The following is a 24,266-nucleotide window of genomic DNA, read 5'->3' on the forward strand; positions in this document are numbered from 1 at the left end:
CCGCGTCAGTACGCCCGGCTGCCCTGCAGCAACCTGCCGTCGGCGAGGAAGCCCCGGAATGCGGCTGCGGGGACCGCCGCGCTGAAGTAGTGTCCCTGCACCTCGTCGCAGCCGAAGCTGCGCAGCCGCTCGATCTGCGCATGGGATTCAACGCCCTCGGCGATCACCCGCAGCTTCAGGCTGTGCGCGAGGTTGACGATGGCATTGGTGATGGCGTCGTCGTCATCATCGACGAGCATGTCGGCGATGAAGGACCGGTCGATCTTGATCTTGTCGATCGGGATCTGCTTCAGGTAGCTGAGGCTGGAGTAGCCGGTGCCGAAATCGTCGATGCTGATGCCGACGCCCACCTCGCGCAGCCGCATCGCCAGCTCGGCCACCAGCGGCGCCCGCCGCATGATGGCGCTTTCGGTGATCTCCAGCTCGAGCAGCGTGGCGTCGAGGCGCGTCTCGGCGAGGATGTCGGTGACCTGGCTGGCGAACCCTTTCTGCTGGAACTGGATCGGAGACACGTTGACCGCCACTGGTACCGGGCGCAGGCCCTGCAGCTGCCAGCTGCGGCACTGGCCGCAGGCTTCCCGCATCGCCCATTCGCCGATGCGGTTGATCAGGCCGCGCTCCTCCGCCACCGGGATGAACTCCAGGGGAGACAGGAAACGCCCGTCCGGCCGCTGCCACCGCAACAGGGCCTCGGCGCCGATCACCAGGCCGCTCCGGGCGTCGATCTGCGGCTGGTACCAGAGGCTGAGCTCGCCGCTATCGAGCGCGTGGCGCAGCTGACGCTCGATCTCCGTGCTGCGGGTGATCTGGAAATTTAGTTCTTCGGTGAAGAACTGGAAGTTGGCGCGGCCGTGGCTCTTGGCCTCATACATCGCGGAATCGGCGTGCCGGATCAGTTCTGCCGCTTCCTTCGCATCATCGGGAAAGACGCTGATGCCGATGCTGATCGTCGTGTGGATCTCGTTGTCCTGCAGCCGGTAGGGACGGGCGGTAGCGGCCAGGATCTTCTCGGCGACGTTGGCGGCCTGCCCGCCGCGTTCCAGGTCGGGCAGCACCACCAGGAATTCGTCGCCGCCGATGCGCGCCACCGTGTCCTCCTCGCGCACGCAGTCCTTCAGCCGCTGCGCGATCTCGCGCAGCAGCAGGTCGCCGACATGGTGGCCAAGCGAGTCGTTGATGTTCTTGAAGTTGTCGAGATCCATGAACAGCAGTGCGACGCGGGTGCCGACGCGCTGCGCAACCGGCAGCGCCTGGGCCAGGCGGTCGTTGAGGAGCTGGCGGTTGGGCAGGCTGGTCACGCTGTCGTAGTAGGCCAGGGTCTGCACCTGCTGTTCGGCGCACTTGCGTACGGTGACGTCCGTGCTGACGCCGTCGAAACGCAGCGGTCGGCCGTTCTCGTCGTACACCATCCGGCCCCGGCAGTGCAGCCAGCGCACGCGGCCGTCGCCGCGCCGGATCCGGTATTCCGAGTCGCAGGTCTGGTTCTCCGGGCACAGGCCCCGCAGTCGCGCCTCGACGTCGGGCCGGTCCTCGGGAAAGACCGACTCCAGCCAGAGTTGCGGCCGCTCGAGAAAGGCAGCGGGAGGCAGCCCGAACACCTGCTCCACCGACGCATTGATGTAGTTGAGCCGGCTCAGGTCGGGGGAGAACGACCAGACGACGTCCACGATCGACGCCAGTATGCCGTTCAACCGTTCCTCGCTGGCCCGCAGGGCGGCTTCCGCCTGCTTGCGTTCGGTGATGTCGCGACAGATCAGCTGGATGATCTGCCTGCCGTCCATGTTGATCGCGCGCGCGCTGACGTCGAGTTCCCGCGGCGCGCTGCCACGCCGGAGGTCCAGTTCGAACATTGCGGTGCCTCCCGGCTGCAGGCCGTCGAGCGCCTTGTCGAGCGCCTCGCGGCCGACGGCCGGAAACAGCGCGGCCAGCGGCGTGCCGAGGATTTCGGCGCGGCGCCGTCCGAGCATCTCGCACGCCCTGTCGTTGGCTTCCACCGTCCGTCGGGCGTCGTCGGCAAGCAGGATCATGTCGTTCGCATAGCGCGACAGGAAGTCGTAGCGGCGCCGCAATGCCCGGTGCTCGCTGGCGGCCTGCAGCGCGCTGAGCCGGTAGCGGGCGTCCTTCTGGCGCCACCACAGCAGCAGGACGGTGCCGAGCAACGCCAGCGAGGCAAGCCAGATCGCGCCGATGCTCCAGCCGATGCGGCTGGTCCCGGCGCGCACCGTTGCGCTGTCGACCGCCGTGACCAGGTACCACGGCACGCCTGCGACCTTGCGCGTCACCGCGTACAGTTCGGCGCCGTCGTCTGTCCGCATCGTGAACTGCCGGCTGCGGCCGGCGGCCAGGGCGCGCAAGTCCTCCGGCTTCAGCGGCAGGATGTCGTTGGGCTGGAAGAACTGCAGCGGCCCGCCGGCGCCGGCCACCACGGCGTTGCCATCCCGGATCTCGACCAGCAGGGCAGCCGTGGAGGAGGCCAGTTGCGCGGACGGGTCGGCCAGCGGCGAGAAGTGAAAGGCGGCATTGGCGCGCAGCACCAGGACCGAACGCATCTGTTCGCTGCCGGCCGCGGTATCCAGCAGCGGGGTCGCAATGTCGACTACCGTTACGGGCGCCCCCCGGTGCAGACTGAGATGGATTCCGGAGATTTCCGTCGTGTTGCTGTCGAGGGCCCGCTGCACGGTTTCCGCCGTCGCCGAGTCCGGCGCTTCGATCCGTTCGTCGGTGGTGATGCGCACGCTGCCGTCGACGTCATGGATGGCTGCCTCCAGGTAGCTGTAGGTGGCCTTGACCGCCCGCAGCTGTTCCTGCATCCGTTGCCGGGCGAGGTCGTCCGGCGCGCCGCGCGCAATCCATTCATGCATCGTCTCGCCGAGGAAACGGCCGCTGCTGAATACGAGGGCGTCCGCCAGGCGCTCGCTGACCCAGTTCGACAACGCGGTGCTCTCGGTTTCTGCCACGCGCGCAAGAATTTCCTCATTGCGCACTTCCTGGTTGTGGACCAGGCGGCGATAGGCGGCGAAGCCGGCCGCCAGCGACACCACCAGCAGCAGCAGGAATACGCCGGCCGCGAGGCGGGCGTACGGCGGCGCGCGGCCTCCTGCGCGGGGATTGCCTGCCGGCGAAGACATGTCCATGACAAGATGTGTGACGGAGAACAACAGTAAGCAGCCACTCACGCGTGGCGTATTGCATTTGACTACCGTACCGGCGCGTCGTTCGTCGATACTTGCCGCCGGACAGGGCGGCCGGGGCGGCTACCAGGTATCGATGAACCGCCGCTTGCGCCCCTCCCCGGGCGTCACCGGCGGTACCGAGCGCAAGCCCCGCAACAGCCATTGGCGCGACTGCTCCGGATCGATCACATCATCGATCTCCAGGAAAGAGGCCATATTGATCGCCTTCCCCTTTTCGTAAGATTCCGCCACCATGCGCTCGAACAGGGCCTGCCGCTCCAGCGGATCGGCGACTGCCTCCAGTTCCTTCCGGTAACCCAGCCGCACGGCCCCTTCCAGGCCCATCGCGCCGAACTCGCCGCTCGGCCATGCGACGGTGAAGAAAGGCGCATGGAAGCTGCCGCCCGCCATTGCCTGCGCGCCCAGCCCGTAGCCCTTGCGCAGCACGATGGTAAACAGCGGCACGTCGAGGGCGGCGGCAGTGACGAACATGCGCGACACATGGCGGACCATGGCGGTACGCTCCGCATCCGGCCCCACCATGAAGCCCGGCGTATCGCACAGGGACACCATCGGCAGGCCGAAACCGTCGCAGAGTTGCATGAAGCGGGCCGCCTTGTCCGCCGCGTCGGCGTCGATCGCTCCCCCGAGGTGCTTCGGATTGTTGGCGATCAGGCCAAAAGGACGGCCTTCGATGCGGATCAGGGCGGTGACGATGCCGCGCCCGAAGTCCCGTCGCAGCTCCAGCACCGAGCCGATGTCGGCCAGCGTCTCGATCACCGTCCGGATGTCGTACACCCGCAGCCGGTTTTCCGGGATCAGCTGCCGCAGCCGTCGCTGGTCCGCCGCATCCCAGGCGGTGACGCTGCCCTGGAAGTAGGACAGGTAGTGCTTGGCGACCCGCACCGCCTCCTCCTCGTTGCGCACCACGACGTCGATCACCCCGTTGGGCGCCTGCATCGAGACCGGTCCCACTTCCTCGGGAGCGTACACGCCGAGACCGCCGCCCTCGATCATGGCCGGGCCGCCCATGCCGATGGTCGCGTTCTCGGTGGCGATGATCACGTCGCAGCAGCCGAGCAGCGCGGCATTGCCGGCGAAGCAGCGGCCGGAGACGATGCCGACGCGCGGCACCAGGCCGCTTAGCCGGGCGAAGGTGAAGAAGGACATGCAGTCCAGGCCCGCCACCAGCATCGCATCGGTGTCGCCGGGACGGCCGCCGCCGCCTTCGGCAAACAGCACCACCGGCAGCCGCCACTGTTCCGCCAGCTGGAACATGCGGTCGGTCTTCTTGTGGTTCATCATGCCCTGGGTGCCGGCGAACACGGTGTAGTCGTAGGACAGCATCATGCAGCGCGACTGTTCGTCGCCGAACAGCGCGCCGTTGACGCTGCCGATACCCGCGACCAGACCGTCGGCGGGGCTCATGCGGACCAGCTCGTCGAGCGAACGGCGGCGCCGCTGCGCGGCCACGGCCAGCGCACCGTATTCAATGAAGCTGCCGTCGTCGCAGAGGTCGGCGATATTCTCGCGCGCGGTACGCTGGCCGGTCTTGCGCCGTTTCGCGACTGCGTCCGGGCGGCGGCTGTCGAGGCCGATGTCGTGGCGTTCGCGCGCTTCGGCCAGGTCCGCACGGATCGCGTCCGGGTCGGCTTCGCTGTCGCCGGCGACCGCGGCGGCCTCCACTTCTGCCGGTTCGAGGAACAGCAGCGGCTGGCCGTGCGCCAGCACATCGCCCTTGCGCACCAGCACCTGGCGCACCACGCCGCTGGTTTCGGCATGGGCCACGTGCTCCATCTTCATCGCCTCCAGCACCGCGACCGGCTGGCCGGCGCGCACGGTCTCGCCTTCCGCCACGTCGACCGACACCACGCTGCCCTGCATCGGCGCCGGCAGCGCAACGCTGCCCGGCGGCGTTGCAATCGTGGCGGGGCCGGCCGCGGCGTCGGCCGCACGCGCCTGCGCATGGAGCCGGGGAAGGACGGCGGCGCCCGGCGCCAGCAGCGCCTCCATGCCTTCCTCGACGAAGCGGGTATGGATGCGATTGGCGACGACGTCCGGATGGGTCAGCAGGTTCTGCAGGAGACCGGCGTTCGTCGAGACGCCGTCGATGCGGAATTCGCACAGTGCGCGGTAGGCGCGTGCCAGCACATCCTGGTAGCGCGGCGAGGGACTGGACACGATCAGCTTCGCCAGCAGGGAGTCGAAGCCCGGATTGCTGGTGTAGCCGGTGTAGCCATAGCCGTCGACGCGCACGCCCGGGCCGGACGGTGGCTCGTAGGCCGCAATGGTGCCGCCGCCCGGCGTCGCATTGCCCTGCGCGTCCATGCCTTCCATGTTGATGCGGAGCTGGACCGCGAAGCCGCGCGGCGCCGGCACCTGGTGCTGCGCCAGCCCGAGATCCGCCAGCGTGGCGCCGCCGGCGATCTGCAACTGGGCCTGCACCAGGTCGATGCCGGTGACCTGCTCGGTAACCGTATGCTCGACCTGCAGGCGCGGGTTGGCCTCGATGAAGTAGAAGTTTGCATCGGCGTCGTCGCGCGCGGCGTCGACCAGGAATTCGAAGGTGCCGAGTCCCGCATAGCGCGCCTCTTGCGCCATCAGCAGCGCCGCCCGCAGGATGCGCTCGCGCAGCGCGGGATGCAGCGAAGGGCTGGGCGCGACTTCGACCAGTTTCTGGTTGCGCCGCTGCAGCGTGCATTCGCGTTCCCAGCAGTGGGTGACGGCGCCCGTGCCGTCGCCCAGCACCTGCACCTCAACATGGCGGGCAGCGGGCAGCAGCTGCTCCACATACAGGGCACCGTCGCCGAACGCCGCCTGGGCTTCCGAGCGGCAGCGTTCATAGGCGGCCGCGACCTCGTCCGGCCGATGCACCGCACGCATGCCGCGCCCGCCGCCACCGGCGATCGCCTTGATCATCATGCCGGCCCCGCCGAGCGAGGCGAGAAACGCCTCCGCCTGGCCGGGCGTGACCGCCTCGTTGATCCCACGCGGGACGGGAACACCGGCGCGCTGCGCCAGTCCCCGTGCCTGCGCCTTGTCGCCGAACAGGCGCAACACCTCGGGTGACGGCCCGACGAACCGGACGCCGTGCGCCGCGCAGAGCGCGGCGAATCCAGCGTTCTCGCTGAGAAAGCCGTAGCCGGGATGGATGGCGTCGCAGCCGGTTTCCAGCGCGAGGGCGACGATCTGCGCGGCGTCGAGGTAGGCGGCGGCGCCGCGTCCTTGCAGCGGCAGCGCGCGGTCCGCCTTGCGCAGGTGCAGCGATGCGCTGTCGTCGTCGGAATAGACCGCGGTGCTGGGAATACCCAGGTCGGCGGCGGCGCGCGCGATACGGATGGCGATTTCGCCGCGATTGGCGATCAACAGGGATGTGATGGTCATGCTGAAAGGCGGATGGTTGGAATGGGGAAGGAGGGCGGAAGCGCCGCGCCGCGCCCGGCGCCGCGCCCTGGCCCTGCCGACCGGATGCAGGATGAAGCGGTCGCCCGGGGCATGACCTCCGCCGCCCGGCGGAGAATGCGCGGCTCCGGCGCCTCGGCGGCAAGTGCGATGGCCGGGGCAGAGAACGAGCACAGCGACTGGCTCGGCATCAGTTCGCCAGCGTCGGCGATCGGGCCGCTCAGCCGATCGATGAAGGTCGCCTTGACGTTTTCCGCTGCCGAGGCGGATGTGGCGGCGGCCCCGAATACGGCGCCGACGGCAATGCCTGCTGCTGTCTTCCTCATCTTTGTCTCCTCATGGTCGGCCTGTTGTCGGTTCTGATGTTGTCGTTGCCGCTGCTGTCGTTGTCGCTGCCGGCGGCCCGGTTGCCGCCGGCGCGGGGCCTGCGCGCCAGTGCACGCGGCGCCGTCTCGGCGCCTGCGATCCGCAGCAGGACGCCGGTCAGCTCCTGCACCATCGCGTCCGGCTTGATGCGGCCTCCCGGCTTGTACCAGGTGTACATGAAGCCGGCGATGCTGCCGATCGCCAGCCCGGTCAGCTTGGCGTCGTGGAAGTCGAGCTCGCCGTCGCGCCGCGCCTGCTCCAGCAACGCGCACAGGTCCTCGTAGAAGCGCCGCGCCATCGCGCGCAGCTTGCGCATGAAGGCGGGCTGCAGGGCGCCCGCCTCGCGGTAGGCGAAGGTGCCCGACTTGAAGTACGTGATGTTGGCCGCCGCAAAACGGTGCAGCCCGACGCGCAGCTTCTCGATCGCCGGGCGCACGTCGTCCTCGAAGTGCAGCGCGGTCAGGCAGGCATGGGAGGCCCGCCAGGACAGCGTCTCGAAGATGTCGTTCTTGCTGGCGAAGTAGTAGTAGAGGTAGGGCTTGGTCACGCCCAGCCGTTCGCAGATGTCGGCGATGGTGGTGCCGGCATAGCCCTTGCGGAAGAAAAGCTCTTCTGCCGCCTGCAGGATCTGCTCGCGCTTGCGTTCATGCGCCGGGGCGGCGGCGGTCGTCTTCCTGTTCATGGCTGGACGCAGGGGCAAGCCCGCGGGAATGGTCCGGGATATACCGGCTGGTAGGAATTTTATACCAGCCGGTATGTCATTTTTCCGGAGACGGGACGGGTTTGCGCGGAATCAAGGCAGGCTGACGGCGCCGGCGACATTCTCACTTTTGCCATCGCGGCGGCACAGAAAATCGGAGACGGCAATGATGAATGCAATTCCCCCGCTGCAGGGAGAGAAGCCCCTGCATGAGTACCTGCGCGAGCACGCGCGCCGGCAGCCTGGCAAGACCGCCTACAACTGGTACGGACGCGAGATCAGCTATCGCGAACTCGACGAACTGAGCGACCGCTGCGCCGCGGTGCTGGCGCGACGCGGCGTGCGCAAGGGCGACCGTGTCGTGCTGTTCCTGTCCAACTGTCCGCAGTACGTGATCGCGCACTTCGGCGTGCAGAAGCTCGGCGCCGCCGTCAGCCCCTGCAGCCCGTTGTTCAGGAAGCATGAGCTCGAATACCAGGTGGCAGACCTCGGTGCCGAGGTGATCGTCGCCGCCGACAGCCTGTATCCGGTCATTGCGGAGGTGCGCGCCAATACCCGGCTGCGGCATGTTTTCCTGACCGGCTACGGCGACCTGCTGCCGGAACAGCCGGCCATCGACGTGCCGCCGGAAGTGCGCGCGCCGAAGCAGCGGGTGGAGGGGACCATCGACCTGCTGGCCGCGCTGGCCGAAGAGCGCGGCGCGCCGCCGGCGCCGCAGCTGGACATGGACGACGTGGTGCTCCTCACCTATACCTCGGGCACCACCGGCATGCCCAAGGGCGCCATGCTCACCTACCGCAATGCCTTGTTCAAGACCGCCTGCGCGACCAGCGCGGGCGGAGTCGCCAACGACACCGTCACGCTTGCCATCGCGCCGCTCTACCATATCGCGGGCATGCTCATGGGGATCAACGTCACGATCTACAGCGGCGCCAGCGCGGTGCTGCTGCATCGTTTCGATCCGTCGGCGGTGCTGCAGGCGATCGACCGCTACCGCGTCAGCCACTGGTACAGCATCGCCCCGATGAATGTCGCCGCGATGCAGGCGGCGGACGCCGGCCGTTTCGACCTGTCCTCGCTCAAGATCAATCCCTGCACCAGCTTCGGCATCACGCTGACCGAGCCGCTTGCCGCCCAGTGGCGCAGCTTCACCGGCGATTGCCAGACCTTCGAGGCGGCCTATGGGCTGTCCGAGACCCACACCTGCGACACCGGCATGCCGCGCGACGCGATCCGCTGGGGCACCCAGGGTCGGCTGATGCCGGGCGTCGAATGCCGGATCGTCGACAAGGACAGCGGCGCGGTGCTGCCGCACGGGCAGATGGGCGAGATCACGCTGCGCAGCCCGGGCAACTTCAAGGGGTACTGGAACAAGCCGGACGCGACCGCCGCCACGCTGCGGGACGGCTGGGTGCATACCGGCGACATGGGGATGCTGGACGAGGACGGCTACCTGACCTTCAGCGGCCGCTTCAAGGAAATGATCAAGGTATCCGGCTACAGCGTGTTCCCGGAGGAGGTGGAGACCATCCTGGTCAAGCATCCCGCGGTGCGCCAGGCCGCGGTGATCGGCGTGCCGGATGCGACCAAGGGCGAGGTGATCAAGGCCTTCCTGGTGCTCAAGCCGGACGCGGCCGACGTCACGCCCGAGGAGATCATCGCCTGGAGCCGGGAGCAGATGTCGCCGTACAAGGTGCCGCGAATGATCGCCTTCCGCAGCGCGCTGCCGGCGACCGGCGCCGGCAAGGTCCTGCGCAGGCTGCTGAAGGACGACTGATCAGTGCAGGAAGCGGCCGTCGCGGGAGATGGCCGTCAGCTCCACGTAACGCGAGCCGTTGTGGTTGGTGCGGGAGAAGTTGACCAGGTAGCCGTCCATGTCCCAGCGCCCGATCGACTCCAGCCCGGCAATGAAGGCCTCCCGCGTGGGGTTCTTGCCGGCGCGGCGCAAGCCTTCCACCACCACCTTGGCGGTAATGAATCCTTCCATCGAGGCGAACGACCAGTTCTTCACCCCCATCTTGGTCATCACCTTCTGGTACTCGCGCACGATGCCGCTGGTCGCCGAGAACGGGTAGGGCGCGACCTGCGATATCACCACGCCCGGCCCGTCCTTGCCGAGCGCCTGCACCGATGCCTGGGTGCCCATCACCGATATCGTGAAATACTGCGTGCCCGGCGCGATCGTGTTGTAGGCCTTGATGAACTCCGTGGTCGACTTGCCGGTGGTGATCATCACCACCGCCTGCGGCCGCGTCGCCGCCATCGCCTGCGCCGCCGTCGCCGCGTCTGCGCCGCTTGCTTCCAGGGGCACGGATGCCTGCACCGCCATCTTCTGGTTGCCGGCCGCCCGCTCCAGGTGCCCGATGCCCTCCTTGCCGAAGGCATTGTTCTGGTACACCACGCCGAGCTTGCGAATGCCGCGGATGTCGAGGTGCTCGACGATCTTCGCCAGTTCGTCGGCATAACCGGCGCGGATGTTGAAGATCAGCCGGTTGTGCGGGGTCCGCACGATGTCGGAGCCGGTGTACGGGCCGATGCTCGGGATGCCGGCCTCCGCGATGATGGGCAGCAGCGCCTTGTTGGTCGGCGTGCCCGCCATGTTCAGCAGCGCGAATGCCTTTTCCTTCTCGATCAGCTGCTTCGCATTGGCGACGCCTTTCTCCGTGCTGTAGCTGTCGTCCAGCGTCAGCAGCCGCAGCTTGCGGCCGTGCACGCCGCCCTGCTCGTTGATGTATGCGAAATAGGCATTGGTGGCGGCGGTGGCATCGACGCCGATCTCGGCCAGCGGGCCGCTGAGCGAACTCGTCTTGCCGAACAGGATCTCGTCGGCGGCGGCTTGCGCGCGGACCTGGCCGGCCGCGCACAGGGCGACGAAGGAAATGGCAAGGGCAGGGTGCAGCAGATAACGCAGTGGCGATTGCATGGTGTCTCCTCCAGAGTGAATGGGTATGGCGCCGGTTCTCGGTCTTGTTGTGGGTACTGGCGGCCGGCGGATGCGCGGCGGTGAGGCGGGAAGGGCGGCGGTTGTGCCGCCGGCTTCCCCCTCCGCGGATGGGAGAGGGAAGCGGGTGATGCCGGCGACCGGCTCAGGCGAGCGCGGCGGCGTACTTCTCGAGATGGTGGTCGGTGCTGCCGAACTGCAGCTCGATCGCCATCAGGCGCTTGAAATAGTGGCTGACGTTCAGCTCGTCGGTCACGCCCATGCCGCCGTGCAGTTGCACCGCCTGCTGGCCGACGAAGCGGCAGGCCTGGCCGATCACCACCTTGGCGGCGGACAGGGCGCGCTCGCGCTGGGCAAGGTCGGTGTCGGTGCACCGCACCGCCGCCAGGTAGCTCATCGAGCGCGCCTGCTCGATATGCAGGACCATGTCGGCCATCCGGTGCTGCAGTGCCTGGAACTTGCCGATCGGCTGGCCGAACTGCTTGCGGTCGCGCGCGTATTGCACGGTCGCCGCCAGGATCTTGTCGAGTGCGCCGACCGCTTCCGCGCACACCGCGGCGAGTCCGAAGTCGAGCACATCGGCCAGCGCGCGGCCGGCGTCGCCCGGGGTGCCGAGCAGGGCGCCGGAGGGCAGGAACACCTGTTCGAGATGCAGCTCCGCGGCGCGCGTGCCGTCAACCGTGGTGTAGGCGGTCTTGCGGATGCCGGCCGTGTCCGCCGGCACGCAGAACAAGGCCAGCGGCCCGTGTTCGCCGGCCCGGCCGATGCGGGCGGTGACCAGCAGCAGGTCGGCGGAGGCGCCGTGCGCGACCACGCTCTTGTGGCCGGTCAGCACATACCCGCTGCCCACCTGCCAGGCGCGGGTGGCAATGTCCATCCGGTCGAAGCGGGTCTGCGGTTCCTCGTGAGCGAAGGCCGCGATCTTCTCGCCGCCGGCCAGGGCGGGCAGCAGCGCCTCGCGCTGGGCGTCGTTGCCGAGCAGCGCGATGGCCCTGGTCGACAGGACGGCGCTGGTCAGGAAGGGTTCCAGCAGCATGCCTTCGCCGACTGCGGTCATCGCCAGCATGGTCTCGATCGCGCCGCCACCGAGGCCACCGTCGGCCTCCGGCACGTTCATCGCCAGCAGGCCTATGTCCGCCAGTCCCTGCCACACCTCGCGGCTGTAGCCGTCGGGCGACTTGTCCTTGATCTGGCGGCGCTTTTCGAAGTCGTATTCCTTCTCGACGAAACGGCGCGTGGTATCCAGCAGCATCTGCTGTTCTTCGGTAAACGTGAAATCCATCGCGTCCTCCTACAGTCCCAGGATCATCTGGGAGATGATGTTCTTTTGAATCTCGTTGGAGCCGCCGTAGATCGACAGCTTGCGCATGTTCAGGTAGTTCGCCGACAGCGGGATCGCATAGAACGGCCCCACCGTGTCGCCCTGGTAGCCGGCCGCCATCGCTTCGCGGCGCAGCGGCAGCGCATAGGTGCCGACCGCCTGCACCAGCAGCTCGGTGATCGCCTGCTGGATTTCGGTGCCCTTGATCTTCAGGATCGACGCCTCCGGACCCGGCGCGCGGCGCTCGGCTTCGGCCGACAGCACCCGCAGGTTGGTGATTTCCAGCGCGGTCAGGTCGATCTCGACCTGGGCGATGCGGGAAGCGAACATCGGATCCTTGATCAGCGGCCGGCCGTTCTTGGTCTCCAGCGAGGCGATGCGCTTGAGGCGCGCGATCTCGCGCTTGGCGATGCCGATGCCGGCGATGTTGGTGCGCTCGTGGCCGAGCAGGAACTTGGCGTAGGTCCAGCCGGCGTTTTCCTCGCCGACCCGGTTCTCTACCGGTACCCGCACGTTCTCGAACCAGACCTCATTGACCTCGTGCGCGCCATCCATGGTGATGATCGGGCGCACCGTGATGCCCGGCGTCTTCATGTCGATCAGCAGGAAGGAGATGCCGCGCTGCGGCTTGGCTTCCGGATCGGTGCGCACCAGGCAGAAGATCCAGTCCGCATACTGGCCCTGCGTGGTCCACGTCTTCTGGCCGTTGACCACGTAGTGGTCGCCGTCGAGCACGGCGCGGGTCTTCACCGACGCCAGGTCGGAGCCCGAGCCGGGCTCGGAGTAGCCCTGGCACCACCACTCGTCCGCGGACAGGATCTTGGGCAGGAAGCGCTGTTGCTGCGCGGGCGAACCGTATTGCATGATCACCGGCGCCACCATCTTCAGGCCGAAGGGGATCGCGCGCGGCGCGCCTGCGGCGGCGCATTCCTCGTCGAAGATGTACTGCTGGGTCGGGCTCCAGCCCGGGCCGCCGAATTCCTTGCGCCAGCCGGGTCCGCCCCAGCCCTTGGCGTGCAGGATCTTCTGCCAGCGCACGTAGTCGTCGCTCTGCAGGATCAGGCCGTTGATCACCTTGTGGCGGATGTCGGGCGGCAGGTTCTCTGCGACGAAGTCGCGCACTTCCTGGCGGAAGGCGATCTCATCGGGCGTGAAGTTAAGGTCCATGTGTTCCTCTTGCTTGATGTCGTTGTGCGCCGCGGCCCCCTGCGCCGCCAATTTGGCGCAGGGGCAGGGGCGGCGCTGGTCGTGTCAGTGTCAGAACGCGGCGATGCCGGTCTGCTCGCGTCCGAGGATCAGCGCATGGATGTCATGCGTGCCTTCGTAGGTGTTGACGACTTCCAGGTTGACCATGTGGCGGATGACGCCGAACTCGTCGGAGATGCCGTTCCCGCCGAGCATGTCGCGCGCCATGCGCGCCACGTCCAGCGCCTTGCCGCAGGAATTGCGCTTCATCATCGAGGTGATCGCCACCGCGGCGGTGCCTTCGTCCTTCATGCGGCCGAGGCGCAGGCAGCCCTGCAGGCCCATCGTGATCTCGGTCTGCATGTCGGCCAGCTTCTTCTGGATCAGCTGGTTGGCGGCGAGCGGCTTGCCGAACTGCTTGCGGTCCAGTACGTACTGGCGGGCGGTATGCCAGCAGGCCTCGGCGGCGCCGAGCGCGCCCCAGGCAATGCCGTAGCGGGCCGAGTTGAGGCAGGTGAACGGGCCCTTCAGTCCGCGCACCTCGGGGAAGGCGTTCTCTTCCGGGCAGAACACTTCGTCCATCACGATCTCGCCGGTGATCGACGCGCGCAGGCCGAACTTGCCCTGGATCTTCGGCGCCGACAGGCCTTTCCAGCCCTTCTCCAGCACGAAGCCGCGAATCGCGCCTTCGTCGTCCTTGGCCCAGACCACGAACACGTCGGCGATCGGGGAGTTCGAGATCCACATCTTGCTGCCGGTCAGGCTGTAGCCGCCCTCGACCTTCCTCGCGCGGGTCACCATCGATCCCGGATCGGAGCCGTGGTTCGGTTCCGTCAGGCCGAAGCAGCCGATGTATTCGCCGGTGGCCAGCTTGGGCAGGTATTTCTGCTTCGTCTCTTCATTGCCGAACTCGTAGATCGGCACCATCACCAGCGAGGACTGCACGCTCATCATCGAGCGGTAGCCGGAATCGACACGCTCCACTTCGCGCGCGATCAGGCCGTAGCTGACGTAGTTCAGCCCCGGACCGCCGTACTGCTCGGGAATGGTCGGGCCGAGCAGGCCGAGCTCGCCCATCTCGCGGAAGATCGCCGGGTCCGTGGTCTCAAGGCGGAAGGCTTCCAGGACGCGCGGCTGCAGCTTGTCCTGGCAATAGGCGTTGGCGGCGTCGCGCACCATGCGCTCGTCGTTGGTCAGCTGCTGGTCCAGCAGCAGCGGGTCGTCCCAGTGGAATTGCACTTTGTTGGTAGCCATGATGTCTCCGGGTTAGATTCGTTCAAGCACGACGGCCAGTCCCTGGCCGACGCCGATGCACAGGCTGACGACAGCGTAGCGGCCGTTGCGGCGCGCCAGCTCGCGGCTGGCGGTCAGCGCCAGGCGGGCGCCCGAGGCGCCCAGCGGATGGCCGAGCGCGATCGCGCCGCCGTTCGGGTTGACGCGGCTGTCGTTGAAGTCGATCTCGAGCAGCTTCAGGCACCCCAGCACCTGGCTGGCAAAGGCTTCGTTGATCTCGATGATGTCCATGTCGGACAGTTTCAGGTTGGCGCGGTCCAGCGCCTTGCGGATCGCGTAGACCGGGCCGATGCCCATGATGCGCGGCTCGACCCCGGCCACCGCGGCGGACAGGATGCGCACCATCGGCGCCTTGCCCGCCTGTTCGCCCGCGGCGCGGCTGCCGACCAGCAGCGCGGCCGCACCGTCATTGATGCCGGAGGCATTGCCTGCGGTGACGACGCCGCCCTCGAACAGCGGCTTGAGCTTCTCGAGCGTCAGCGCAGTCGTCTCCGGACGCGGATGCTCGTCCTGGTCGATCAGCACCGGCGGCGTCTTGCGGCCGGTAGGTACGCTGATCGGGTGGATCTCGCCGGCGAAGAAGCCGTCGGACAGCGCCGCGTGGTATTTCATCTGCGACGCGAGCGCGAAGGCGTCCGCCTGCTCGCGGGTGATGCCGAACTCCCGGGCCACGTTGTCGCCGGTCTCCGGCATGGTGTGGGCGCCGTACTCCTTGGTGACCCTGGCGTTCGGGAAGCGCGCGCCGATGGTGCTGTCGAACACCTTGAAGTCGCGGCCGTAAGCGGCCTCCGACTTGCCCACCACGAACGGCGCGCGGCTCATGCTCTCCACGCCGCCGGCGATGAACAGGCTGCCTTCGCCGCAGGTGACCGCACGCGCCGCATCCATCACCGCAGCCAGGCCGCTGGCGCACAGGCGGTTGACGGTCTGGCCGCCGATGGTCACCGGCAGGCCGGCCGCGAGCAGGGCGTTGCGTGCCACGTTGCGGGCATCCTCGCCTGCCTGGTTGGTGTCGCCGAGGATCACGTCCTCGATCTGTTCCGGCTTCCAGGGATTGCGGGCCACGACGGCGCGCATGACTTCCGCCGCCAGGTCGTCCGGGCGCACCGGCGCCAGCGAACCCGCATGGCGGCCGAACGGCGAGCGCAGGCCGTCATAGATGTAGGCGTCGAGCATGAATCAGATCTCCTTGTGGTGTAGGGACAGGCCGAGCAGCGCACGCCGCTGCAGCCAGGGGCTGGGCCGGTAGCGGGCGTCGCCGGTGAGTTGTTCCAGATTCTTCAGGATGGACAGGACGGTCTGCGTGCCGAGCTGGTCGCCCCAGGCGAGCGGGCCGACCGGATAGCCGAGGCCGAGCGTGACCGCGCGGTCGATGTCGAGCGGTTCGGCGATGCCCTGCTGGGCGATCTCGCAGGCGATGTTGACGATGTGCGCGACCACGCGCTGCGTGACCAGGCCGGCGCTGTCGCGGATCACGCTGACCGGCACGCCGTTGCCGCCCAGCGCACCGCAGGCCATCGCCAGGTACTCGGGCGTGGTGGCGGGGTTGGTCATCACCACGCGCCGCCTGCTGCCGTCGAACACGCTTTCCACCGCCACCGTGCGGCGCGGATCGAGCCGTTCGCGCACGCAGCAGGTGGTGGCATCCTCGCCCAGCGGCGTCACGATGCACAGCGCGCCATCGCTCGGCGCGGCGCCGCTTTCGATCTGCACGCCGGCGGCAGCCACCAGCGACGACACCTTTTCGGCCAGCTCCGGCCGCTCATTGCTGATCCAGACGCTTTGCGGCAGTTTCGCCTGCTGCGGCGGCTCGGCGATGGCTTCCTTCTTGCCGTCCGCCGCATAGCGGTAGAAGCCCTGCCCGACCTTCTTGCCGAGGGTGCCGGCAACCAGCATCTGCCGTGTCAGGCCCTGCGGCCGGAAGCGCGGCTCCTCAAAATACTGATGGTAGATCGATTCCATCACCGGATGCGAGACATCGAGTCCGGTGAGGTCGAACAGCTCGCAGGGGCCGAGGCGAAAGCCGGCGGTGTCGCGCAGGATGTTGTCCAGCACGGGCACGCTGGCAATGCCTTCGGCCAGGATGCGCATGCCTTCGGTGCCGTAGCCGCGCCCGGCATGGTTGACGATGAAACCGGGCGTGTCCTTGGCGCGCACCGCGGTATGGCCCCAGTGCTTGCCGAGGGCGAGCAGGTAGTCGACGACGCCGGCTTCGGTCACCAGTCCGCCGATCGCCTCGACGATCTTCATCAGCGGCACCGGGTTGAAGAAGTGGAAGCCGGCGACGCGTCCCGGGAATTTGAGCCCGGCCGCGATCGCAGTGACCGACAGGGACGAGGTGTTGGTGGCGAGGATGGCGTCCGCGCCGAGGATGTCTTCCAGCGAGGCAAACAGGGACTTCTTGGCGTCCAGGTCCTCGACGATGGCCTCGATGACGACGTGCGCGCCGGCCAGGTCCTGCAGGCCGGCACAGGGCCGCAGCCGCGCTGCTGCGGCATCCGCCGCGTCCTGCCCCAGCTTGCCCTTTTCCACCAGTTTGCCGAAGGTGGCGTGCAGTTCTTCCCGGGCAGCGGCGGCGGCGCCGTCGCGGCTGTCTGCCAGCCGCACGGTGGCGCCCGCGAGCGCGGCGATCTGGGCAATGCCGCGGCCCATCACGCCGCAGCCGATCACGCCGACTGTCAATTGGGGAGAGCCGGGCTGCGGCAGGCGAGCTAGATCCATGTGTGTCTCCGCTGGGGTTCAGTGAAAGCGCTGCGGGGTTCTGCAATGCAGAATAAGTGCTTACAAAATGGAACTGTAGGCGTTTTCAGGCCGTCATGTCAAGAAAACCCCGCTGTGCGGGCATTCTTCGGACTGACTTTCCGGCGCGGGGTTTCCATTGCAGGTTGTTATTCCGCCCGGCGTCTGCCGGCAAGTACCGCACAGCGGAACCTTATTCTGCATTTCGTTGATTTTCGCCACTGCTTGTGCCAGTATTGCCTGCATGTCAAAGGGCGTCGGATGTGGCGGGAACGCTGCGTTTGCGGGACGTTTTCCGGCGCGTGCTTCCCTTCCCGGGCGGATTCGCCGATGATCCTGCCGCACCGGAAAGCCGGCAGCGTTACTGAACAGGCATATGCCCGGCACAACCGGGCCAACAGGTTGAACGATGAGATCGATGGCACAGAGCGTGGAAGAGCGGGTGGGTGAACAGGCGGGCGCGGCGCGCGTGTCCAATGCGAAGGAAGATCGGCATTTCGTGACGGCGCTGGCGCGCGGACTGGAGCTGCTGTCCTGCTTCCGCTCCGGCGAGAAAATGCTGGGCAACCAGGAACTGGCCGATCGCGCGCGGCTGCCGAAGTCGACCGTCTCGCGGCTGACCTATACCCTCACCAAGCTCGGCTACCTGCAGTACGACGAGGAAGTCGGCAAGTACCGGCTCGGCACCGCCAGCCTGGCGCTCGGCAGTGCGATGCTGTCCAAGCTCGACATCCGGCAGTACGCCCGGCCCTACATGCAGGAGCTTGCGGACCTGTCGCATGCCACCGTCTCGCTGGGCATGCGCGACCGCCTGAGCATGATCTACGTCGAGAACTGCCGCAGCCAGGCGGCGCTGACCTTGCGCCTCGACGTCGGCGCCCGCATTCCGATCGCCTTGACGGCGATGGGCCGCGCCTACCTTGCCGAAACCCTGGACAGCGAGCGCGCCGATATCCTGGAGCGGGTGCGCGAGCTCGACGAACTCAAATGGCCGGCGATCCGCGACGGTGTCAACCGGTCGCTGGAAGAGTACCGCCGGCTTGGATGCTGCACTTCCTTCGGTGACTGGCAGCGCGATGTCAATGCCATCGCCGTCGCCTTCCGTCCCGCCAACGGCAACGCCATCCTCAGCATCAACTGCGGCGGCCCCGCCTTCAATCTGTCTCCGGAGTTCCTTCTGAACGAGGTGAAGCCCCGCCTTCTGGAGGCTGTTGAGCGGCTGCGGCGCGTGTAAGCGACGCCAGCATTTCACCGCATTCGACGACCGCGTTGCTGCTGATCGCGGCGCTGTCCGCCGCCTGGGTGCGTCCGCGTTTCGCCCGCAGCGGCGCATCCCTTTCCTCCTGCATGGTCAGCCACTGGTGATAGGACTGGTGCCGCCTGCCGCCGCGCAGGGCCGGCAGGCTGCCGGGAAACAGCGACAGTGGCGTCACGGCGATCACCTCGACGCCTTCATCCGGCTCCGCCAGCACCGGCAGGAAATATTCATGGACGAAAGCCACCCGCACTCCCGGCTCGGCAAGCGCGGATGCGACCTGTTCCCGCGTCGAGTGCGGGCTGATCTGGCGGATGCGGCATCCGGCGATGCGGCAGCCTTCGACGATACTGAGGTAGACCGGATCATTGTGCAGCAGGATGGCGACGGCTTCGTTGCGCGTCATGCCGAGGGCGGCCAGTCCGCCCGCAATGCGGCGAGCATGGGCGGCGACTTCCAGGGACGCGGCGTGCCGGCGTCCGGCGGGTTCTTGAGACATGTGTGGCAATGGCCCCGTGGGCCGTTATTCTGGGCTCCGGGACTGTAGACTTTTTTGCAGCCAGCGGCAACTTGTCCGAACGTCACAGTGAAGCCGATGCTGCGTCCGCCTGCCCAGATGCGGACGGGGGGCTTGCATTCCTTGCTATAGTTCAGCCACATGGGGGGCGGCGCGCGCGGTTTTGGATTGCGAAATGCGTTGAGTCAGATCAAAGGAGGCCGCCGGCCCAGCGCTAAGATGGCAGCCGTCCCGGACTGTGTCCATCCTGGCGCGCCCGCTGCGAATGAACCTTTGAAGGGAGTTTGAAAATGACAGATGTCGTAATCGTCGCCGCGGGCCGGACCGCCGTCGGCAAGTTCGGCGGGGCGCTGGCGAAGGTCGCTGCTTCCGATCTTGGCGCGCATGTGATCAAGAGCCTGGTCGCCAGGTCGGGCATCGCCCCCGAAATGATCAGCGAAGTCATCATGGGGCAGGTGCTGACGGCCGGCGTGGGACAGAATCCCGCGCGGCAGGCGGTGATACGCGCGGGGCTCCCGGACATGGTGCCCGCCATGACGATCAACAAGGTCTGCGGCAGCGGTCTCAAGGCGACTCATCTCGCCGCCCAGGCAATCATGTGCGGCGACGCCGAGGTGGTGATCGCCGGCGGACAGGAGAACATGAGCGCGTCGCCGCATGTGCTCAACAACTCCCGCGACGGCTTCCGGATGGGCGATGCCAAGCTGGTCGACACCATGATCGTCGACGGCCTGTGGGACGTCTACAACCAGTACCACATGGGCATCACGGCCGAGAACGTGGCGAAGAAGTACGGGATCTCGCGCCAGGAGCAGGACGAGTTCGCCGCCGCCTCGCAGAACAAGGCCGAGGCCGCGCAGCAGGCCGGCAAGTTCAAGGACGAGATCATCCCGCTGGAGATTCCCGCCAAGAAGGGATCGGTGGTGTTCGACAGCGACGAATTCATCAAACCCGGCGTGACGGTTGATGCGCTGGGCAGCCTGCGTCCCGCCTTCGCAAAGGACGGCACCGTCACCGCCGGCAATGCGTCCGGCATCAACGACGGCGCGGCCGCGGTCATCATGATGTCCGCCCGGAAGGCGGAGGAGCTGGGCCTGAAGCCGCTGGCCCGCATCAAGGCCTATTCCTCCGCCGGCGTCGATCCCTCGGTCATGGGCATGGGTCCGGTACCCGCGTCCCAGCTGTGCCTGCGCAAGGCCGGCTGGACCCACGAAGATGTCGACCTGATGGAAATCAACGAGGCGTTTGCCGCCCAGGCCATCGGCGTCAATCGGGAAATGGGCTGGGATACCGGCAAGATCAATGTGAATGGCGGCGCCATCGCAATCGGTCATCCGATCGGCGCATCCGGCTGCCGCATCCTGGTGACGCTGATCCACGAGATGATCCGGCGCGACGCAAGGCGCGGGCTTGCCAGCCTGTGCATCGGCGGCGGAATGGGCGTGGCCCTCGCCATCGAGCGTTGAGGAAAAGCATGCAGTGCGGTAGTCGTATCAAGTCCGATAAACAATAAAACTGAGAGAGCGAACATGGCACGAGTAGCGTTGGTAACGGGAGGTATGGGCGGCCTGGGCGAGGCGATCTGCATCAAGATGGCTGCGCTCGGCTATCAGGTGGTCACGACGCACTCGCCCGGCAATACCCGGTCGGGGGAATGGCTCGAGTCCATGGCGCAGCAGGGATTCAAGTTCCGCGCCTATCCCTGCGACGTCGCCGACTACGACTCGGCCAAGTCCTGCATCGAGGCGATCAGCGGCGAGATCGCGCCGGTCGACGTGCTGGTCAACAATGCGGGCATCACGCGCGACATGACCTTCAAGAAGATGGACAAGGTCAACTGGGATGCGGTGATGCAGACCAACCTCGACTCGGTCTTCAACATGACCAAGCAGGTCTGCGACGGCATGATGGAGCGCGGCTGGGGCCGCATCATCAACATCTCCTCGGTGAACGGCCAGAAGGGCGCCTTCGGCCAGACCAACTACTCGGCGGCCAAGGCCGGCATGCACGGCTTCACCAAGGCGCTGGCACTCGAAGTCGCGCGCAAGGGCGTCACCGTGAATACCATCTCGCCCGGCTATATCGGCACCAAGATGGTGATGGCGATTCCGGGCGAGGTACTGGAGAGCAAAATCCTGCCGCAGATCCCGATGGGACGCCTCGGCAAGCCCGAGGAGGTGGCAGGCCTGGTCGCCTACCTGGCGTCGGACGAGGCAGCCTTCCTGACGGGCGCGAACATCGCGATCAACGGCGGTCAGCACATGTTCTGACGGCACCCGCAGGACAACCAGGCCCGGACGCAGCGCCGGGCCTTTTTTTCAGCCTGCTTCCGGAGCGTGTCTTCCGGCTCAGGCCGCAGGTGCGTCGTCCGCGGGCGCCGCGTCGAGCACCGCCTGCATCCGCTCCACCAGCAGCGGCATCTGCAGGTAGCCGAGCGTGACCAGGTCCAGTTTGCCGTCGCGCTCCAGCACGAGCGCAGGAAAGCCGTTGACGCCCCAGCGCTGCGTCTGCTGGAAGTCTTTCCCGGTCGCGCGCACTGCCGCTTCGGATCCCCATAGCGCGATGAACTCCCCGGCGCCGGCCTTCACGCCGGCAGCCTCCAGCGCCGGCAGCGCAACCGCGGCCAGCGTCTCGCCGCTGGTCACGTCGCGGCCGTCGACATAAAACGCCCGCTGGACCGCGGTGAACACGGGCAGCGCCGCCGACGGCGACAGCAGGCGTGCGGCGACCACGGCGCGACATGCAGGCTCGGTGTCGTAGACGAAGCCCGGTCCGGTCATGCCTGTGTCAGTGAAGGGGAGGCCGGTGCGCGCGGCGACTTCCTCCCAGTGGCCGCGCAGCATGTTCCGGAACGTGTCGTCGGCGGGCTGGCGGTTGTACGCGCGCAGGCCGCCCGTGACGACATGCACCGGCAAGCCGGGAAGGCCGGCCTGCAGCGACGCCAGTTCGGGGCCGAAACCGTAGCACCAGGAGCACATCGGGTCGGCGATATAGATGAGGCTGGCCATGGCATTTCTCTCTTTCGTGGACGATGCCCGAATGGTACCCGGGACCGGCGCCGGGCTTTGCGCAAGCACGGCGCGGAATACCGCCCTGTTCTTGAAATATGCCCGTTTTACGCAGTCCCTTTCATGAACTCCATGGGCGAATGGTGATCTATCCGGCAAGGCCCCGGGCGAAGGCACGGGCGCGCTTGTATTCACGGCCGCGGCGAGTCAGGCTGCCGGCCGGCGCGGTCACCCGCGCCGCGCATCCCGAGATTCTTGGAGAGGTTTTATGCGAAGCGATTTTTTGCAGCGATTCGGACCGGACGTTGACGAGGCGCACGAAAAGGCCCGGCGCGACGTCATGAAGACGATCGAGGCACACGGCACCAGGGACATGACCGACCTGGCCGACATGACGGAAGGCGAACGCGCCAAGTGGTTCTTCTGGAATCTCCATGAGAACCTCGAGGGCTTCCGCAAACTGGAGCCGACGCTGATCGGCCAGATCATGTGCACCCAGCTCACGGTCAGCGACGGCCTGTCGATGGAGACCGAACGAATGGGCATGGAAAAGAAGATCACGCTCACCTGCCGCTGGCACCTGCGCCTCGCGTATTCGTCCTACCAGAACGAGGAAGCCTATCCGATCGGCGACGGTTCGGTCGACCTGTCGGTCACCAACGCGCTGCCGACCGATCCGCCGCTGCAGAAGAACCAGAAGGGCTACCTCGACAACGACAACTCGCTTTATCCGAACCAGCTCTACCTGTTCGGCTGGGTGACCGAGCAGGCGTGGAACGAGATCAAATCCCATCTCTACACGCCGATGCCGAACTGCCAGACCGATATCGTGCTGCGCGACGACTGCCTGTTCCCGGTGAAAGCCGGTTTCGGATTCGTGGCGGGACCGCCAGGGGCCATCGGGCTCACCAACCTCGAGTTCCGCGTCTCCTCGCATTCCGTGGAACGGCGCTCGAACCGCCGTGCAGAGAGCCTCCAGCGTTGATGCGGGAGCAGCGCCGCCGGCCTTGGTCTTGCTGTGCTGCAATGCACAAAAACATCATTGAAGTCGCACTTGTCCTTCTCTAAAATGTCGCGTGTTGCTTCGCAACATAGAGCGATACAACTTACTCCCACACGCGCAGCATTTCAATGGAGATGACATGTTTCTGAACAAAGACCAGATTTCCGAGACCACGAGGGCCAGTGTCGAGTCGCAGATCGCGCTCTACACCGAATTTACCAGCAAGGCGCTGGAAAACTTCGAGAAACTGGTCACTCTCAATCTCACCGCCGGCCGGGCGTCCCTCGAGGAAGCGGCGGCGGCGTCGCGCCAGATCCTCGGTGCGAAGGATCCGCAGGAATTCATGTCGCTGGTCGCCGCACAGACGCGTCCCAACATCGACAAGGCCGTGTCCTACGGCGGGCACCTGGTCAATATCGCCGCGTCCATGCAATCCGATATCGGCAAGCTGGCGGAAGCCCAGGTCAGTCGTTTCGGACAGCGTGTCAACGGCATGGTCGAGGAGGCTTCCCGCGGCACGACCGGCGCGCCGGAGAACATGGCGGCGTTCTTCAAGTCCGCGTTCGACCGGGCGACTTCCAACTACGAGCAGTTCACGAAGACGACCCGCCAGGCAGCGGAAGCCTTCGGCGCCGCAACGGGACCGGCTGCGAACGCGACTGGCGCGGCATCGCCGGTGCCACCGATGCCGCAGGCGGCATCCACGGTTGCCACGGTCAGCAAGGCCTGACGTCTTTCCCGGGCACGGGGCCGCGGAATCGCGGCCTTTTTCATTTTTGCGCGTTGCCGGGGAAGCGCGGCGTGCCGGTTTCATGCTCGACCCGGCACCCGTTCACCAGGAAGGAAATCGCATGGTAGTAGCCCGCCAGCGCCAGCAGTTCGAGCAGCTGCTCGTGCGTGAATTCCTGCGCCAGCGCCTGCCAAAGCGGCTCGCTGACCTGAGCCGCGTCATGCAGCGCGTCGGCCAGTTGCAGCACCAGTGCGTCCCTTTCGCTCCAGCACGGCGCCGGCAGCGGCCCGCAGGTGGCGGCGACCTGCTCTGCATCGATTCCCGCCCGGGCTGAGAAGTAAGCCACGTGGACTCCCCATTCGTACTCGGCGCCGCAGCGCGCGCAGGTGCGCAGGATCATCAGCTCGCGCTCGCGCAGGCCGAGCGGACCCGGATCGAGCAGCGCGCCGGCAAACATCCTCTCGAGGATGCGCGGGCTGCGGACCATGGTGCGGAACAGGCGCAACGGCTCCTTTCCGGGTGGCGTGATGCGGGCGAGCAGGCGGGTGCTGGTGTCGTCGAATGGTGGCGATGCGGGTTCCATGCGCGGCGTCATGATTTCTCCTCTGGGTTGGATGGGCAGTGTTTGCGAGC

19 protein-coding genes are annotated in these 24,266 nt (G+C 67.0%); 6 read left to right on the top strand and 13 right to left on the bottom strand.

Annotated features, from left to right (window positions below; translation table 11 throughout):
* Nucleotides 1-5: 5 nt before the first annotated feature.
* The 4 genes from VIM12_RS18035 to VIM12_RS18050 all read right to left on the bottom strand — a co-directional run bounded on the left by VIM12_RS18035 (nucleotide 6) and on the right by VIM12_RS18050 (nucleotide 7,623).
* A complete protein-coding gene (locus VIM12_RS18035) occupies nucleotides 6-3,128 on the bottom strand; it encodes a bifunctional diguanylate cyclase/phosphodiesterase (protein ID WP_331943239.1) in 3,123 nt (1,040 codons plus the stop codon).
* Nucleotides 3,129-3,254: 126 nt separating this feature from the next.
* A complete protein-coding gene (locus VIM12_RS18040) occupies nucleotides 3,255-6,557 on the bottom strand; it encodes an acetyl-CoA carboxylase family protein (protein WP_331943241.1) in 3,303 nt (1,100 codons plus the stop codon).
* A complete protein-coding gene (locus tag VIM12_RS18045; protein ID WP_331943243.1) occupies nucleotides 6,554-6,901 on the bottom strand; it encodes a hypothetical protein in 348 nt (115 codons plus the stop codon). Before VIM12_RS18045 ends, VIM12_RS18040 begins: the two co-directional genes overlap by 4 nt.
* The gene (locus VIM12_RS18050) at nucleotides 6,898-7,623 is read right to left on the bottom strand and encodes a TetR/AcrR family transcriptional regulator (protein ID WP_331943245.1); all 726 of its coding nucleotides are present in this window, start codon (nucleotides 7,621-7,623) and stop codon (nucleotides 6,898-6,900) included. Before VIM12_RS18050 ends, VIM12_RS18045 begins: the two co-directional genes overlap by 4 nt.
* A 187-nt stretch (nucleotides 7,624-7,810) precedes the next feature.
* On the opposite strand from VIM12_RS18050, the gene VIM12_RS18055 reads away from it, so the two are divergent.
* Nucleotides 7,811-9,418, top strand: coding sequence for an AMP-binding protein (locus VIM12_RS18055; protein WP_331943882.1), 1,608 nt, complete (start codon nucleotides 7,811-7,813; stop codon nucleotides 9,416-9,418).
* Here the strand turns inward: VIM12_RS18055 and VIM12_RS18060 are convergent, their stop codons facing one another.
* From VIM12_RS18060 to VIM12_RS18085, 6 genes are all read right to left on the bottom strand, one after another.
* Nucleotides 9,419-10,564, bottom strand: coding sequence for an ABC transporter substrate-binding protein (locus VIM12_RS18060; RefSeq protein ID WP_331943246.1), 1,146 nt, complete (start codon nucleotides 10,562-10,564; stop codon nucleotides 9,419-9,421). It abuts the gene before it with no gap.
* 163 nt (nucleotides 10,565-10,727) lie between these two features.
* A complete protein-coding gene (locus VIM12_RS18065; protein WP_331943248.1) occupies nucleotides 10,728-11,864 on the bottom strand; it encodes an acyl-CoA dehydrogenase family protein in 1,137 nt (378 codons plus the stop codon).
* A gap of 9 nt (nucleotides 11,865-11,873) precedes the next feature.
* On the bottom strand, nucleotides 11,874-13,070 hold the full coding sequence (locus VIM12_RS18070; RefSeq protein ID WP_331943250.1) for an acyl-CoA dehydrogenase family protein: 1,197 nt from the start codon (nucleotides 13,068-13,070) through the stop codon (nucleotides 11,874-11,876).
* A 90-nt stretch (nucleotides 13,071-13,160) separates the two neighbouring features.
* Nucleotides 13,161-14,342: an acyl-CoA dehydrogenase gene (locus VIM12_RS18075; RefSeq protein WP_331943252.1), complete on the bottom strand. Its 1,182-nt coding sequence runs from the start codon at nucleotides 14,340-14,342 to the stop codon at nucleotides 13,161-13,163.
* 12 nt (nucleotides 14,343-14,354) lie between these two features.
* Entirely contained in the window at nucleotides 14,355-15,557 is a 1,203-nt protein-coding gene (locus VIM12_RS18080) for a 3-oxoadipyl-CoA thiolase (RefSeq protein WP_331943254.1), read from the bottom strand.
* Nucleotides 15,558-15,560: 3 nt separating this feature from the next.
* Nucleotides 15,561-17,102 carry a 3-hydroxyacyl-CoA dehydrogenase gene (locus VIM12_RS18085; protein WP_331943256.1) on the bottom strand — a complete coding sequence of 514 codons (1,542 nt, stop codon included), beginning with the start codon at nucleotides 17,100-17,102 and terminating at the stop codon, nucleotides 15,561-15,563.
* A 436-nt stretch (nucleotides 17,103-17,538) separates the two neighbouring features.
* On the opposite strand from VIM12_RS18085, the gene VIM12_RS18090 reads away from it, so the two are divergent.
* Nucleotides 17,539-18,354: an IclR family transcriptional regulator gene (locus VIM12_RS18090; RefSeq protein ID WP_331943884.1), complete on the top strand. Its 816-nt coding sequence runs from the start codon at nucleotides 17,539-17,541 to the stop codon at nucleotides 18,352-18,354.
* On the opposite strand, the gene VIM12_RS18095 is transcribed toward VIM12_RS18090, so the two are convergent.
* The gene (locus VIM12_RS18095; RefSeq protein WP_331943258.1) at nucleotides 18,275-18,874 is read right to left on the bottom strand and encodes an AMP-binding protein; all 600 of its coding nucleotides are present in this window, start codon (nucleotides 18,872-18,874) and stop codon (nucleotides 18,275-18,277) included. The genes VIM12_RS18090 and VIM12_RS18095 overlap by 80 nt on opposite strands.
* Nucleotides 18,875-19,182: 308 nt before the next feature.
* Here VIM12_RS18095 and VIM12_RS18100 point away from each other — a divergent pair, with 308 nt between their 5' ends.
* Entirely contained in the window at nucleotides 19,183-20,358 is a 1,176-nt protein-coding gene (locus tag VIM12_RS18100; RefSeq protein ID WP_331943259.1) for an acetyl-CoA C-acetyltransferase, read from the top strand.
* 63 nt (nucleotides 20,359-20,421) lie between these two features.
* Nucleotides 20,422-21,162 (top strand): acetoacetyl-CoA reductase, encoded by a 741-nt coding sequence (gene phbB, locus VIM12_RS18105; RefSeq protein ID WP_331943261.1) that lies wholly within the window; start codon nucleotides 20,422-20,424, stop codon nucleotides 21,160-21,162.
* A gap of 78 nt (nucleotides 21,163-21,240) precedes the next feature.
* Here the strand turns inward: phbB and VIM12_RS18110 are convergent, their stop codons facing one another.
* Entirely contained in the window at nucleotides 21,241-21,900 is a 660-nt protein-coding gene (locus VIM12_RS18110) for a DsbA family protein (protein WP_331943263.1), read from the bottom strand.
* A gap of 268 nt (nucleotides 21,901-22,168) precedes the next feature.
* On the opposite strand from VIM12_RS18110, the gene VIM12_RS18115 reads away from it, so the two are divergent.
* Nucleotides 22,169-22,885, top strand: a complete 717-nt coding sequence (locus VIM12_RS18115) for a hypothetical protein (protein WP_331943265.1) — start codon at nucleotides 22,169-22,171, stop codon at nucleotides 22,883-22,885.
* Between the two features lie 157 nt (nucleotides 22,886-23,042).
* Nucleotides 23,043-23,633, top strand: a complete 591-nt coding sequence (locus tag VIM12_RS18120; RefSeq protein WP_331943267.1) for a phasin family protein — start codon at nucleotides 23,043-23,045, stop codon at nucleotides 23,631-23,633.
* A 40-nt stretch (nucleotides 23,634-23,673) separates the two neighbouring features.
* Here VIM12_RS18120 and VIM12_RS18125 read toward each other — a convergent pair whose 3' ends face one another.
* A complete protein-coding gene (locus VIM12_RS18125) occupies nucleotides 23,674-24,228 on the bottom strand; it encodes a carboxymuconolactone decarboxylase family protein (RefSeq protein ID WP_331943269.1) in 555 nt (184 codons plus the stop codon).
* Nucleotides 24,229-24,266: the final 38 nt, after the last annotated feature.

The sequence above is a fragment of the Noviherbaspirillum sp. genome (assembly GCF_036563305.1).
Taxonomy (GTDB): Bacteria; Pseudomonadota; Gammaproteobacteria; order Burkholderiales; family Burkholderiaceae_D; genus Noviherbaspirillum.